Annotated in this window: 18 protein-coding genes and 1 pseudogene; 11 read left to right on the top strand and 8 right to left on the bottom strand. The window is 35.5% G+C overall.

The window, feature by feature from the left end:
- Nucleotides 1-86 precede the first annotated feature (86 nt).
- The 5 genes from LJC66_RS12505 (at nucleotide 87) to LJC66_RS12485 (ending at nucleotide 2,614) form a co-directional block, all read left to right on the top strand.
- Nucleotides 87-278: a hypothetical protein gene (locus LJC66_RS12505; RefSeq protein ID WP_230932669.1), complete on the top strand. Its 192-nt coding sequence runs from the start codon at nucleotides 87-89 to the stop codon at nucleotides 276-278.
- Nucleotides 279-675: 397 nt separating this feature from the next.
- Complete coding sequence (locus LJC66_RS12500; protein WP_013057171.1) at nucleotides 676-1,020, top strand: Na-translocating system protein MpsC family protein; 345 nt, start codon at nucleotides 676-678, stop codon at nucleotides 1,018-1,020.
- 188 nt (nucleotides 1,021-1,208) lie between these two features.
- Nucleotides 1,209-2,003, top strand: a complete 795-nt coding sequence (locus tag LJC66_RS12495) for a formate/nitrite transporter family protein (protein WP_230932668.1) — start codon at nucleotides 1,209-1,211, stop codon at nucleotides 2,001-2,003.
- A 219-nt stretch (nucleotides 2,004-2,222) separates the two neighbouring features.
- Complete coding sequence (locus LJC66_RS12490) at nucleotides 2,223-2,408, top strand: hypothetical protein (protein ID WP_057243522.1); 186 nt, start codon at nucleotides 2,223-2,225, stop codon at nucleotides 2,406-2,408.
- Nucleotides 2,409-2,434: 26 nt separating this feature from the next.
- Nucleotides 2,435-2,614 (top strand): hypothetical protein, encoded by a 180-nt coding sequence (locus LJC66_RS12485; protein WP_195696973.1) that lies wholly within the window; start codon nucleotides 2,435-2,437, stop codon nucleotides 2,612-2,614.
- A 60-nt stretch (nucleotides 2,615-2,674) separates the two neighbouring features.
- Here LJC66_RS12485 and LJC66_RS12480 read toward each other — a convergent pair whose 3' ends face one another.
- A complete protein-coding gene (locus LJC66_RS12480) occupies nucleotides 2,675-2,980 on the bottom strand; it encodes a WXG100 family type VII secretion target (protein WP_230932667.1) in 306 nt (101 codons plus the stop codon).
- Nucleotides 2,977-4,110 (bottom strand): Tle-like phospholipase domain-containing protein, encoded by a 1,134-nt coding sequence (locus tag LJC66_RS12475; protein ID WP_230932666.1) that lies wholly within the window; start codon nucleotides 4,108-4,110, stop codon nucleotides 2,977-2,979. Before LJC66_RS12475 ends, LJC66_RS12480 begins: the two co-directional genes overlap by 4 nt.
- A 72-nt stretch (nucleotides 4,111-4,182) precedes the next feature.
- Here LJC66_RS12475 and LJC66_RS12470 point away from each other — a divergent pair, with 72 nt between their 5' ends.
- Complete coding sequence (locus tag LJC66_RS12470; protein WP_142928188.1) at nucleotides 4,183-4,470, top strand: hypothetical protein; 288 nt, start codon at nucleotides 4,183-4,185, stop codon at nucleotides 4,468-4,470.
- Between the two features lie 120 nt (nucleotides 4,471-4,590).
- Here the strand turns inward: LJC66_RS12470 and LJC66_RS12465 are convergent, their stop codons facing one another.
- The gene (locus LJC66_RS12465; RefSeq protein WP_121945150.1) at nucleotides 4,591-4,977 is read right to left on the bottom strand and encodes a hypothetical protein; all 387 of its coding nucleotides are present in this window, start codon (nucleotides 4,975-4,977) and stop codon (nucleotides 4,591-4,593) included.
- Nucleotides 4,978-5,461: 484 nt separating this feature from the next.
- The gene (locus tag LJC66_RS12460; RefSeq protein ID WP_230932665.1) at nucleotides 5,462-6,202 is read right to left on the bottom strand and encodes a hypothetical protein; all 741 of its coding nucleotides are present in this window, start codon (nucleotides 6,200-6,202) and stop codon (nucleotides 5,462-5,464) included.
- 537 nt (nucleotides 6,203-6,739) lie between these two features.
- Between LJC66_RS12460 and LJC66_RS12455 the strand changes: the two genes are divergently transcribed.
- Both LJC66_RS12455 and LJC66_RS12450 read left to right on the top strand, forming a co-directional pair.
- Complete coding sequence (locus LJC66_RS12455; protein ID WP_230932664.1) at nucleotides 6,740-7,717, top strand: hypothetical protein; 978 nt, start codon at nucleotides 6,740-6,742, stop codon at nucleotides 7,715-7,717.
- A gap of 308 nt (nucleotides 7,718-8,025) precedes the next feature.
- Nucleotides 8,026-8,337 (top strand): hypothetical protein, encoded by a 312-nt coding sequence (locus LJC66_RS12450; RefSeq protein ID WP_195696977.1) that lies wholly within the window; start codon nucleotides 8,026-8,028, stop codon nucleotides 8,335-8,337.
- A 68-nt stretch (nucleotides 8,338-8,405) separates the two neighbouring features.
- Here the strand turns inward: LJC66_RS12450 and LJC66_RS12445 are convergent, their stop codons facing one another.
- Nucleotides 8,406-8,927 (bottom strand): LURP-one-related family protein, encoded by a 522-nt coding sequence (locus tag LJC66_RS12445; RefSeq protein WP_195696978.1) that lies wholly within the window; start codon nucleotides 8,925-8,927, stop codon nucleotides 8,406-8,408.
- Between the two features lie 224 nt (nucleotides 8,928-9,151).
- Between LJC66_RS12445 and LJC66_RS12440 the strand changes: the two are divergent.
- Both LJC66_RS12440 and LJC66_RS12435 read left to right on the top strand, forming a co-directional pair.
- Nucleotides 9,152-10,496 (top strand): annotated as a pseudogene (locus LJC66_RS12440) (pyridoxal-dependent decarboxylase).
- A 213-nt stretch (nucleotides 10,497-10,709) separates the two neighbouring features.
- Nucleotides 10,710-11,729, top strand: coding sequence for a hypothetical protein (locus LJC66_RS12435; protein ID WP_230932663.1), 1,020 nt, complete (start codon nucleotides 10,710-10,712; stop codon nucleotides 11,727-11,729).
- 378 nt (nucleotides 11,730-12,107) lie between these two features.
- Here the strand turns inward: LJC66_RS12435 and LJC66_RS12430 are convergent, their stop codons facing one another.
- The 3 genes from LJC66_RS12430 to LJC66_RS12420 form a co-directional block, all read right to left on the bottom strand.
- The gene (locus LJC66_RS12430; RefSeq protein WP_221780034.1) at nucleotides 12,108-12,422 is read right to left on the bottom strand and encodes a WXG100 family type VII secretion target; all 315 of its coding nucleotides are present in this window, start codon (nucleotides 12,420-12,422) and stop codon (nucleotides 12,108-12,110) included.
- Entirely contained in the window at nucleotides 12,419-13,213 is a 795-nt protein-coding gene (locus tag LJC66_RS12425; RefSeq protein WP_230932662.1) for a lipase family protein, read from the bottom strand. The genes LJC66_RS12430 and LJC66_RS12425 overlap by 4 nt, the downstream gene beginning before the upstream one ends.
- A 113-nt stretch (nucleotides 13,214-13,326) precedes the next feature.
- The gene (locus tag LJC66_RS12420; RefSeq protein WP_230932661.1) at nucleotides 13,327-13,557 is read right to left on the bottom strand and encodes a hypothetical protein; all 231 of its coding nucleotides are present in this window, start codon (nucleotides 13,555-13,557) and stop codon (nucleotides 13,327-13,329) included.
- A gap of 72 nt (nucleotides 13,558-13,629) precedes the next feature.
- Here LJC66_RS12420 and LJC66_RS12415 point away from each other — a divergent pair, with 72 nt between their 5' ends.
- On the top strand, nucleotides 13,630-13,929 hold the full coding sequence (locus LJC66_RS12415; protein ID WP_074897354.1) for a hypothetical protein: 300 nt from the start codon (nucleotides 13,630-13,632) through the stop codon (nucleotides 13,927-13,929).
- Nucleotides 13,930-14,104 lie beyond the last annotated feature (175 nt).

The following is a 14,104-nucleotide window of genomic DNA, read 5'->3' as shown; positions in this document are numbered from 1 at the left end:
CGCTATTAGCTAAGTGGGAATCCCTTTTGTTTCCTGTTATTTTTTTAGAGCAATTCTCCATAATAACAGTTAAAGAGGTGAATCCAATGACAGATAACAATGTTGGGTTTGGAGTTAGCGAAGGCGAAGAGACGAGAAAAAAATCTACTGTTTCTAGTGAAGCTCCTATATCTAATGATGTACAACAAAACCAAAAACAAGATAACTACGAAAAGCTTAGCCACCAACTAAATTCATTATCTGATGATGAATTTAGAGCAGATCGTGATGAAGATTAAGGGTTACCTATCAAAAAAGAATATTTAAATTAAATAAAGTATTATGAAAGTAAACTAATTGGATTCCATGACTTTAACGTGATAGCATTAACTACTGGTACAAACATACCACTTGACTATTTTGACATGCTATTTTGTCAAAGTTCTTAGTTATTTCTTTGATAACTGAGAATCCATTTGTAACCTTTAAGTAGAGATATAAAGGTAATCCTTCACTTTAATAAGTGAAGGATTTTTTTATCATTTCGTAATGGTTTTGCGATTGTTTGGATTAACAGGGATAAAACATTTACATTGTATACAATGTAAATGTCGTCATGTATAATGTAACTTGTTCTTAGTTGAAAACTTGAATGAGCAGGGTAGACATACTCGAGATAAGCGGAGGCATACACCAGTGTCTAAGAAAATACATGATTTTAATGATATTATCCGAAAGCTGCGCAAAAAACTTTTTGGAAAAGGTCCAGAACGAATTCATACTGTATTTGTTCAAAATATGGCTATTTCAACTTTGTACGGCAACTTAACGCCAGCTGAACAATTTATCGCGAGAACAACCGAAGGTAAAGAGACGGTACATATGGCAAGAACAAAGCTTATTCAAAACCTTTATGCTTCATCTCCTCCAGAGGGGCTTGAAGACTTGTTAGGAGCTAAGCTGGAGTACTTATTTTCTGATATCAAAGTAGAAGAAGATATCGCTGTTTCTGTGTTTGTGTTTGAAACCAATATTCAGTAGAACAACGCAAAATACATAATTTAATTAAATAAAAGAGGAGTAGGATCTGCTTGTTTTTTATTTGATTTTATTATAGATAATGATGACTGATATACTGTAAAGAAAGTGCAGGATTATTAGGCAGCATTCAAAAACCTTATGTAAAAGGTTTTTTTGAGTGCTGCCTTTTTTAGTTAAGGAGGAGTTTTATGGCATTTCACAAGCCGGATAAAATGTTACACATCGCTTTAGAAGCGGGGATTTCAAAAACGAAGCTGTCTCTTTCTTCCATTCTCATGCTTGGGTTTTTAGGAGGCGCGTTTATTGCGCTTGGTTTTTTACTAGATGTACGCGTCATTGGTAATTTACCAGCCGAATGGGGAAGTTTATCAAATCTTTTAGGAGGCGCCGTCTTTCCTGTAGGTCTTATGCTGGTAGTACTTGGGGGAGCAGAGCTCATTACGGGGAATATGATGTCTGTCTCCATTGCCCTGTATGCAAGAAAAATTTCGCTTCGCCACTTGCTTCATAACTGGTTTTGGGTCACGCTTGCCAACTTTTTAGGAGCCGTATTTATTGCGTATTTCTTTGGACATATTGTCGGTTTAACAGAAACGGGGCCTTTTTTAGATAAAACGGTAGCAATTGCTCAAGCGAAAATTGACGACTCGTTTTTTAAAACGCTTATTTCTGCTGTGGGCTGCAACTGGCTTGTATGTTTAGCTATTTGGCTTTCCTACGGTGCTGACGATGTTACGGGGAAAATTCTTGGTATTTGGTTTCCGATTATGGCATTTGTTGCGATTGGCTTTCAGCACGTTGTAGCCAATATGTTTATTATTCCCGCTGCTATTTTTGCAGGTCACTTTACATGGATTGATTTTATTGCAAATATTATCCCTACCTTTATTGGAAATATGATAGGAGGAGCTGTATTTGTAGGCCTTATTTATTTTTCTTCTTATCAACAGAAACAAAAAGAACAATTAAAAAAAGCTTCTTAAGCGGTTTTATCAGTTGTCATTAAAAAAAAGCAGTCTCTTAGTAAAGAGGCTGCTTTTTTGATAGTGAAAGGTGAAAAAATGTACTTTTAACAATTTATGTATGATAACATATAAAACAATTAAGGTTCGGTAAACGTTCAAGTCCGCTTTTTATTTTCATAATAATATTATGGTTAACTAGATGGTAAGGAATACATTCGCAAGGGAGAGAAAGAAAGATTGAATATTGGTATAGGATTGATTCTGCTATCTGTCGCACTACTATTTCTTATATCAGGAATGTTTTTACGCAAAAAGAGAAAAAAGGTATGCAGCAGCAGTTTACTAATCGCAGGAACATTGATTTTATCAGCAGGTCTATTATTAATCACTGGTTTATATGATCCGTATGCAAATCATATTTAATAACTTACTAACGGAGAGTGAAGAAATTGAAGTTCATGTTTGCTGTTTTATTGATTATACTTGGCAGCATTTTAGTTGGGTTGACTAGTAACAGCCTAGGCGCGACAGGTAATAACATCATGCATTTAGCTGGAATTGGGTGCCTTATAGCAGCTATTTTTATAGCAAAAGGCAAAAAAGATACTAAACGCCGTACAAAAAGGTAATTTATCCTTCTTTTTTCACAGCAAAAACCCTAGGTAATCAAGATATCTAGGGTTTAAGATCTAAAATTTAGGACCTTTAGGTAAGTCTTCAATCATCATTAAATGCTTTACCTTGGTCTTAGCATGTTTAACTTCTTTTTCTGCTTTCTCTACATCATCAATCTTTTTGGTGAAGTCATCAAAATACTTTTCCATCTCCTGTTGAAAGGCATCCTTAGCGTTGCCAGATTCCCATGTGGTTAAGTCTTCGACTTTGTTTTTAACGACTAACTGTTTGGCACGCAACTTTGTAATAGCTGTATCTAAATAAGTACTAAGACTTTCTAAATTATTTAATTCTTTTTTGTATTTTTCTAAGTCGCTCATTTTATGTGATCAGCCTCCACAAAAGATTCTGCAGCTGCATTAAGATTACTAACCATTTTAGCGGTATCTTGTGCAAACCAACCGCTTACATGATGGACACGTTGAAGAACATCATTTAATACATCTTCAGTTGTTTGAATATCATCCAGAACGGAAGCTTTTTGTTTAAAGCTATTACAGATGCTTTCTACTTTTCCCACAAAAGATTCTAGTTCACTAGCAAGCTCTTTAAGGTCTACAGGAGTAACCTTAATAGTCCCGCTGTCTGCAGAAGCAAAGCGAGGGGAGGTAGCTAGGCTTTCTCCGGTTAAGACATTAGTTAGAGTTGGATTAGAAACATTCCCAAACTCGTCAAATTTATAATGTTGCATACCGTGATAACCGGCACCAGCAAGTGAACCCCATGCTCTAGAAACAGGATTATATCTGTTCTTTGAGTTTTCTAGTTCAAATGAAGACCCAATATAATAAGCAGAACCAATATAACGCTTGTACGGATTAATAGCACCCGAACTTATAGAATCTTTTGGATGTACATAGTTAACAATCTGCTTATCAAATCCGCCTTTTTCCGCTTTTTCCTTTAAGTCTTTGGGAAGCAACCCAATAACACTAGGTCCGTTAAATGTAACTGCATGCAAGTCATTTTTGGCAGCAGCGTAAGAAGCCATAGAACCCGCTAAGGAGTGTCCAGTTAGTGACACTTTTGCTTTTGGATAAGCTTTTTGAACCTCCTGCGCTAATTCGTCGGCCTGTCTAAATTGATTTTGCTTATAAAAATCGACGTGAAATTTACCTTTTTCAAGCTCAACATGTAAATCAAGCTCTTTAACTGGTCTATTACGAACAATATAATTAAAGTCTGTTATACCATCTTTAATACCTACGGTTACTGCATTCTTCGCGGAGTTCATTTCCGTCCCGCGGTAAGCAATAACAACCGTATCTTTATGTTTAGCTACCATCGCATCAAATCCCGTATCGGGATCGTGTAGCTTAAACTTTTTGTTGCCGCTGATAATCTGCCATTTCTCTTTACGATCCTTGTATATAATGGTCCGAGACTTACCAGGGTTATTCGAATAGGCAACTGAACTTAATACCTTATACGTATTATCTCTCACTTTCATGTTTGAAACCCCTCTCGATAATAGAGTATAATTCTATTATATAGGAATTTCCAAAAAATTGGAGCGATATGGATGATGAAACTGAGAGTTATTGCTATTTTTCTATTACTATTAGTGATAGTAGGATGCCAAAAGGAGGGGCAAATGGATAAAAAAGAAATTGAAAAAACCGCTTCTGCAGTAGCGGCTACGTATATGAAAGATGAAGAAAATATAGATTTCGTTCCTAAAGATGTAGAGTTTTTAGGTGGGGAGGATTTAAGTACAGTATTAGTTCACGGATATGCTAAGGATAAAGAGATGTCTGTCACAGTAGATTATGGTGACGATTATCGAGTAACATCATACGGTGAGCACTAAAAAGAACCCCTATACACTTCTGTATAGGGGCTTGCCATGTGTAAACAAGCAATGAGTATGTACTGGGCTTGTCATTTAGTAGTATAAACACATAAACTAGAATTTATTCACCGTATCTTCCTAATAAAATATGATCATGAATGTGTTCCCACCTTTGGTACCTAGTTGTGACTTTATTGAATTCAGAATCATTATTTCAAAGTGTTCGTGGAAATTATCATCGGCCGTACAACCGCCACGTTCGCCAATATATACAACCAATGCATTAGGGTTAACTTCGTGTAGACGTTTGATTACCCGGTAAGCTGTATCATCCATATATGGCCAACCCATTGTTACAACGTCAACTTCTTTGCCATAACGTTCTACAGCTTCAATTGCATCCATTTCTTCAACTTCTGTTAGTGTATCTATCCAGCTTCGATTCATCCAAGAGAAGTCATCAGTAGCAATAATATTAACACCTTTTTGTCGAAGGGCGTATGTCCACCATCCACGGCCAGCCATTACTTCAAGTACTTTTTTATCTCCCAGCTACTCAGCAAATGGGTTCACCCATCTCCAAGAAACAAAAGCTTACATATCGGCTTGATTGTATGCATTTTTTAACTGGATTTCTTTAAGTCCTCCATACATATCATCTTCTCGAAAAAGATCTTCTAAAGACGGTGTAGTGTCTTTTTTCATAATAAAACACCCTAGATAATTTAAATATCTAGGGTTTAAGGAGGGAAAACAAAAATCGTTTTTAGTCATTTTTTTTATCTAATCTGATATACATAAAAGCAAATAATAAAAGTAATGCAATACTAATAGGGAAAACAATATAGGAATCTGTTGTTTCACTTACACTAGATTTTAATGTGTAGTTATAAATGATATATGCAATTCCAATAATAGCTATTAATATTTGATATGTTCTTTTTTTACTAAACATATAAAACAAACCCCTTTTCTGATAAGCTACTCCAAGGGTATGTTAAAGATTTATTTAGAAGCAATTCTTAATAAATGTATCTATTCCTAGGAGTGCGTATAATGCGTCAAAAGCATCTGGTGTAGCTCTAGCTGTCTTTTTTAACGCTAGTTTCATAGCTGTTGTTTTAGAATACTTAGCAACTCTGCTACCAAGCTTTTTAATTCTTGAATAGTAATCGTAAGACTTAACAAGCTTGTTAGCAAATTTAGCTGTACCACCTGCAACTTTGATCGCTTTTTTAATTTTTAATACTTTAGCAATTGGAACAGCATTCTGTGCTATAGCATAACCTATTCCTTTAGCACATCCCCAAGCTGAGAAAGTAGTAAAAACCGGTTCTTCGTTAGTAAGCTTTTGTTTTTCTGCTTCTAATGCAGCCACCAACTCTGAATCTTGTGTGTTTTCAATCATCCAATCTAATCTTTCGACAGTTTTATCTTCTGTTACTAGTTCATCGGGAACACTTTCAATTAAAGAAAAACCTTCTTCCATCGTAGCAAGCTCATCTTCTGTATAAACCTCGCTGTCCATCTCGTCTTCATCTAGAAATTCAAGCTCGCCATTTGAAGCTTCTTCATCTATTAGTGCAAGTTCTTGATCCAACTCTTCATCTGTTAGGTTCTGGCTTTCACTATCTACGTTCTCCGCTGCTTGCGTACCAATAGTTTTAAAGTTAAAAACAGATGTAAAAACTAATGATAAACTAGCAATCACTAAAACTCTCTTAAAAATAGAAAATACTTTGTTATCCAACCTTGCTACCTCCTGAATTTTACAACTATTACCCTCCGTTTACAATACCAACATTCCTTTTATGTAAAATAAACCCATAAAAATAGATTTTTTTCCCAAATACTACTCCATTTGACGTTAGTAGTGTCCTAGATTAAATAATTATTTTTCTAGAAAAGTAGTGGTTGGAATTGGTAGGCATTTATTGAGATACTTCATTAAAAAAAGAACAACCGGGGATGGCTGCTCTTTTTTGATAAAACGAGGAATAGTAAAATGCGTGGTCGGTTTAACAAGTTTATACACACAAGGAGGATGTGTCGAATAAAAACTTGAGGGGATATGGTACTCATTAAATAAAACCTTTTAAATTATATTAGTCAAACATTAATTTCAGCTTTTAATTTTGGATATAAAAAAAGCTACTAAGTTTAAAGTAACTCTGCTGCAACAAGTGCCGCGGTACATAAAAAAGATACGTCTGATGAAAGTAAGGAAACTAAAACAACAGGAAATCTTCCAGATAAAGAACAGCAAGCATTGGATGGCGCTCTACTTATGTTTACTCATGCTAAAAATGAAAATTTTAATGCTTTTAAAAATGACATGAAATTGCACAGCAAATTTTCTCTTGAGACTACACAATCTGAACCAGCGGATAGTGAGTATAAGGACATAATGGCTAATTTCGCTGCTCTTAATTACGCTGATTTTAATCTAAAAGTAATTGATTGGGATAAATTATCTGATGCAATACAAATAGAAATTGGTGAAGATTACGGTGGATATTCCGTTTTAGTATCAGTAACAACCAAAGATAATAAGCTATCTCAAGAAGATAAAGAAGGAATGGATATCGTATTGATAATGAATAAATACGATAATCAATATATGATGAAGGAATTTAAGGCAGCTGATATTATACAAGAAGATATCAATGAGCAAATGTATGCTGGTAATTCTATTGCAGAAAAAAATACTGAGTCTGAAGAAGGCAATAATAGTAATGACAATGAAGAACAAAATGAGAAACTTACTAGTGAACAACAGGAAGCTATTGATGTAGTAAAGAAATCCCTCAAAGATGCTGAAAACAAAAACCTCACAGCTTTTACCGAAGACATGTCTTATTTCAACGAACTGCCTAGTAATGAAGTTCAAGAAGCTATGAACACGTTTGGACTAGTGGGTTATCTGAAAAATGATTATAGTTTTAGAGTAATTGACTTTGAAGATTTTCCGGATAACTCAGAAGCTAGAGATAATTTACTTAATCAGTATGGGAACCAATTCGTGCCTATTAGTGTAACTAATAATAAAGATACTGTCCCTGAAGAAGTATTAGTAGAAGATGATGAGAAAATATTCCAAAAAGTCTCAGCAGATTTATTAGTTCTTGTACAGGACTATGAGGAAGAATATAAAATAAGAGCTATTATTCCGTTAGCAATGGAAGATAGTGATATAGCTAACCTTATGTATGCGCATGATCCTAAAACATTAAGTGAACTTAAAGAAGTATTAGCAAAACAGTAAAAAAAATTCTCAGTGAAAAAGTTACGGACAGATTGGAATTTTTCTGTCTGTTTTTATTTTTCTCTTTTTTTATTGAGATACAATGAAAAATTCACTATGAATATATACAAAATGAACATCTTGAAAACAATATTAGCGCTGCTCTTCTATCATCGTATAGTCCTAACATTTACGACCAATACTTAGGTGATTACTGAGTTATTTCCAAAGTTGAGCATTACAACTAATATACTATGACCATACCTTTACAATAAAAACCACATTATAGTATAGTTTACTTATATTTCTAAAAACGAGGTGACAGAAACGTGGATGCTACTGTTAAAACAACTAAAAGCGGGGTAATAGGAGGGATTCTCGGAGGAATTTCACTTTTATATGTCATTATTAATACTTTATTGATCCTTAACTTTTTTACAGGACTAATTTTTGCTGAAAAACTTCAAGGTCTGCCTATTGTAGCTCCTATCTTTTTAGTTCCGTTCATGATTGTTCCTGCAATTATTGGTTTTTTTATAAAAAAAGACAAGCTCTGTCTATGGGCGATTATTTTAAATATCATCTTGTTTCTTGTACCAATTGGCTACCATGTCATCGGTACGTTAGTATTCGGCCCTTAATTAAAAAACGAACAAACTTCAATATAAAGTTTGTTCGTTTTTTTATATCATATAACCTTCTATAACCACTATTGAGCCGGAGCAGTAGCTGTACTGCTGTTTTCGTCTTTCACCATCATCCTTACGCCTTGTACAACCGCGATTCCTTCCCACTTATCAAGATCAGGTTCGAGAAATTCTAAAGCAAACGTGTGGGGACGTAATGACAGAAAAGAAGAGAGTGTGCGGACTTGAATAATAGGAACGCCGGAACGCAAAACGTCGAATTTGCGATCTGTTATATTCCCCGTAATTTCATATGTATCGCCATCGTTTCTGATATAAAGATATTTCTTTTTAAAAAAAGTAAATTTTCGCTGAATCATGCCAACTTCATTTCCGTGGTGATCAGAAATAATCAGCTTCGGCATAAGGGCAAACATTTTAGATTTACCTGTAAATATAATTTCTTCGTCCTTTAAAATCTCAAATTTATTAGCAATAGATAACTTATATGAGACATTTCCAATAACGTCTTGTGATTCATTATAAATAGGAGATTCACCTAACTCGAAAAACTTGTCTTGCAAGATAATCCCTTGTTTCTCCATTTAAAAACCCCCTTTTACAATATATTACCATATTTTACACCTTTTGAGTTTGGTAATACCATTTTCATGGGTATTATTAAATAAAGTTCGTCCTTACGTGCTACGGATAATGGAAAGAATGAAAATAGTCTTCAAAGCTCATAATGTGTAAAGGAGACCTGCTTGTTATAACACCAGGTGAACGTAAAGCAATTTGTTAGATATACATAAGGAGATGATACTTTATGCCTCAATGGCATCCGCATCGTGAACAAAAAAATTTACCTGATGAATTTCCTGTTAATCCGCTTTTTTCTCGACAAGGAGAAGTGACGATTCCAAGGCTGCGTATCGGTGATCAAGGTATGCTTCCAGAAACAGCTTATCAAATCATTCATGACGAAATTGCTTTAGACGGAAATGCCCGTTTAAATTTAGCTACGTTTGTTACTACTTGGATGGAGCCTGATGCAAAGCGTTTGTACGGCGAATCTTTTGATAAGAATATGATTGATAAAGACGAGTATCCGCAGACAGCGGCTATTGAAGAGAGATGCGTACGTATTTTAGCGGATTTGTGGAATTCACCTAATCCTGATACAACGATGGGCGTTTCTACTACAGGTTCATCTGAAGCTTGTATGCTTGGTGGACTAGCGTTAAAAAGACGCTGGCAAAAACTGCGTAAAAGCAAAGGTCTATCAACAGAACGGCCGAACATTGTATTTAGTTCATCCGTTCAAGTGGTGTGGGAGAAGTTCGCAAACTATTGGGACATAGAGCCTCGTTATGTGAACATTAATGCAGATCATCCCTATTTAGATCCAGAAGGCGTCATTAATGCGGTTGACGAAAATACAATTGGTGTCGTACCGATATGAGTTACAGGAAAAAACAGGGTTGGATATTCCTATTCATGTAGATGCTGCTTCTGGAGGTTTTATCGCTCCATTTCTTCAACCAGACCTTATCTGGGATTTCCGCTTGCCGCGAGTAAAGTCCATTAACGTGTCAGGACACAAGTATGGTTTAGTTTACCCTGGTTTAGGGTGGGTGATTTGGAGAGAAAAAGAAGACTTGCCTGAAGATCTTATTTTTCGCGTTTCTTATTTAGGGGGCAACATGCCAACTTTTGCGCTCAACTTCTCTAGACCAGGAGCACAAGTCCTTTTACAGTACTACAATTTCTTACGTTTAGGTAAAGAGGGCTATTATGCCGTGCAAAAAACCTCCCAAGAAAACGCGCTGTTTCTCAGCAAAGAAATTGGAGAAATGGAAGCATTCGAAATTATCGCCGATGGTTCAGATATCCCGGTTCTTGCTTGGAAACTAAAAGAAGGATACACGCCAAACTGGAATCTTTATGACTTGTCCAGACAATTACGCACGTATGGATGGCAAGTGCCTGCTTATCCACTGCCAGCAGATATGGAAGAAATAACAATCATGCGTATTGTCGTTAGAAATGGATTTTCAAGGGACCTTGCTCATTTATTTATGGTTAATTTCAAACAAGCCGTTGAATTTCTTAACTCGTTGGATAGACCTGTTCTTAAAGACACGAAATACGACAATGGATTTCATCATTAACATCTGTCATAAAAACACAAAGCCGTGTTATGAAAAATTGCATGGCTTTGTGTTTTTTTATGTATAAAAAGATAATTTTTCAAAAAATTCCATGAACAACACAAGAAAATATTCTTATATTTTCTTAATTTTGGTATAATAACCCCTAAGGTTTTATAGTTCTTTAGAATTACGAAAAACCTAAAAAAAGATAAAAAAAGGGGATAATAGCCTATGAAAATGTTGAAAGTTGCTTTTGGCATTCCGCTGTTAGCCGTATTGCTAGCAGGGTGTAGTGATGAGTCCAGTGAAACGGTATCGCAAAAGGAAGAGTCTATAGAGAAATCAACAGCGGTTCATACGAAAGAAAATGGCAATAAAACGGCTGTAAAAGAATCATCGCCGAATACATTACAAACAAAAGCATCAACAATTAAAAAAGCAGTTAATTCTAAAGAAGCTGATCGCGATTACTTATTAACCGTAATGAATGGTTATCAGTATATTCAAGTAGGTGACAATCAGTATATTTACTATGGCATTAATCAAGAGCAAAATGTTTTTTGTATGATGGAAGTTAATTTTGACGCCAGTGGTGATTATGTAGAAAACATCAATTTTGTTGATAATGCTTCAGAAGAACAAATTGCTTTGCTTCAAAACCAAATACAAGAACAACAAAAGCAATTATCAGACCTTGAACAGCAGCAAATGGAAAAGGAATTAGATGATTACTATGCGCAGCTAGAAGAAGACCGACAAAAAGAAGAGGAGGCACAAGCCAAGGCTGATGCAGAAGCTGAAGCTCAGGCAGAAGCAGACCGTAAAGCGGAGGAAGAACGTTTAGCAGAAGAAGAGAAGAAACAGCAGGAGGAAGAGGAAGCTCAGGCAAAAGCGGATGAGGAAGAAGCTGATGCTGAAGCTTCTTTAGAAGATGAGGCGCAAACAGAATCGGAATCAGAACCAGAGCAAGAAGAAGATACAGAAGCCCTTGAGGAAGAGGAAACAGCGGAACAAACAGTTTCCAAAGAGCAAGCTATCCAGCTAGTTCGTGATCAGCAAGGCATATCTGAAGATTCACCTCTTTTTGTAGCATATGATCACCTTGACGACTCAGGAAACTATATTATCCATGTTTATGAAAATGTTGTAGATAATGAAGAAACAGGAGAGGAACATACAGCTACACAGGGTTGGTATCAAGTAAGTCCTAGTGATGGGTCAATTACTGATGTTACGGTAGATGGTTACTAATAGAAGAAACAGGGGTTATTAAAAGAAGCATTTCTAAAAGGGGGTTGCATAGTAAAAGCCTACTTAACTAAGTAGGCTTTTTTAGAACCACATTTTTTTACACGTATTTTTACGATGAATGTCATATATTTGGCTGATGCCGTGTTTATCAAATTTATCAAGTAGCTTATCAGTTCCACGCTTCATTTTATAGTTCATTTCACTTTCAAGAGTCGTAGAACAAGGGATGCGAAGCTTAAAGCTTATATTCAAGGTGCTAAGAAATATAATTTTCTTATAATATGGGAATATGACTTCTAGGGGTTTTCCATAAAAATATTACAACAGGTTTATGTATAAAGGGCTTCAAATTGAGTTAAGCTCTGCATTTACAATCAGTTACCACTTTGGTCCAGTAGGTATTTCTTCAAGCATCATCATATGCTTTACTTTTGTCTTAGCATGTTTAACTTCTTTTTCAGCCTTTTCCAGAGCGTCAATCTTTTTAGTAAATGTATCAAAATAGGACTCCATCTCCTGTTGAAAGGCATCTTTTGCATTACCGGATTTCCAAGTAGTTAGTTCTTCTACTTTGTTTTTTACTAGTAGTTGTTCGGCGCGTAGGTTGGAAATGAAAGAGTCTAACTTTGTACTTAACGTATCCAAATCCTCTAATTCTCTTTTATATTTTTCTAATTTCTTTTCGTCTATCATTTTAAAACATCAGCCTCCACAAATGATGCCGCTGCAGCATTCAAGTTATTTGTCATTCGAGAGGTATCCTCAGCAAACCAACTACTAAGATTATGTGCTTGTCCAATTACTTCGTTCACGACACCTTCAGATATTTGAATACCATCTAACATTGTTGCATCCCGTTTAAAGGAAGAACAAAGCTCTTTAACACGTGACACATATCCTTCAAGCTCACTCGCTAAATTAATTAAGTGTTCCGGCATAACATTGATTGTTGCCATTTCTCCAGAAGTATATCTAGGGGACTGTGCTAAAGACTGACCAGTTAGAACGTTGGTAAGAATAGGGTTGTCTAAATTGCCTACACTATCAAATTTGAAGTGCTTCATAGCATGATAACCTTCTCCAGCTAGTGAACCCCATGCTCTTGAAACAGGATTGTATCTGTTTTTTGAGTTCGCAAGATCAAAAGAAGAACCGATGTAATATGCGGAACCAATGTATCTTTTATAAGGGTTAACAGCTCCAGAACTTATAGAGTCCTTAGGGTGAATGTAATTTACGATTTGTTTATCAAATTCTCCCTTAACTGCTTTCTCCTTTAAATCTTCAGGAAGCAGGTTGATAACACTTGGTCCGTTAAACGTAACAGCTTCTACATTATTTTTAGCAGCTGCATAAGATGCAACGGAACCAGCCAAAGAGTGTCCTGTTAACTTAATATTGTGATCAGGATATTCTTTCTTTACATCTTGAACAAGTTTATCTCCTTGTCGGAATTGATTCTTCTCGTGGAAATCAACAGACAATTCACCATTGTCATATTCAATATTTAACCCCAGACGATCAACTGTCTTACCCCGAACAATATATGTATAATCTGTTTTAACGTCTGGCCATGCGCGTCCTTGTTTAACATTCTCTATTGAGTTTGCTTCAGTGCCACGATAGGCAATACAATATTCTTTTCGTTTTTGACAACTAATGCATCAAAACCAGTATCCACATCATGTATTTTGAATTTTTTATTATGAATTACCGTCCATTTTTCCTTACCATCTTCATAGTTAATAGTATAGGATTTCCTCGGCTTAATATCATAGGCAAAGCCGCTTAGTTCCCTATAGGTTCTATCCCTTATATCTGTAATCATAATTGAAGCCTCTTTCCCTATTAGTGTATAATTCTATTATATAAGAATTTCCAAGAATTTGGAGAGATATGGATGATTAAAAAGAAATTGTTTGGCATTATTTTTATAATTGGAACTTTATTAATAGCAGGATGTGGCAGGGAGGACGACAAAGATATGAAAGAGATAGAGGAAACTGCTTCACATGTAGCTTCGGAATACATGAAAGTAGAAGAGAAGATGGATTTTATTGTTACTAGTGTAGATTTTTTCGATGGTCAAGGGGTAACAACTGTAGCTGTTAATGGACATGAAAAGGGGAAGAAGAAAGAACTAGCAGTTATCATTGATTATGGTGATGATTATAGAGTACAGGGAACAGCGGAGAATTAAATAAAAAAAGCAAAACTCCCGGTAGTTACGTATACCTGGGAGTTTTGCTTGTGAAATATATTATCAATAGTAGCTACGATTATTCTAACTGTGCAGTTTAGATTAGGACATTATGTAATGACTTAGCATTGACTTCGTCAAACAGTGTATCTAGATGGTAGAGAAATATACAAAA

The organism is Priestia sp. TSO9, assembly GCF_021029645.1.
Classification (GTDB): Bacteria; Bacillota; Bacilli; order Bacillales; family Bacillaceae_H; genus Priestia; species Priestia megaterium_E.
Note: the sequence above shows the minus strand (reverse complement) of the source record. Positions and strands in the feature narration are given on the sequence as shown.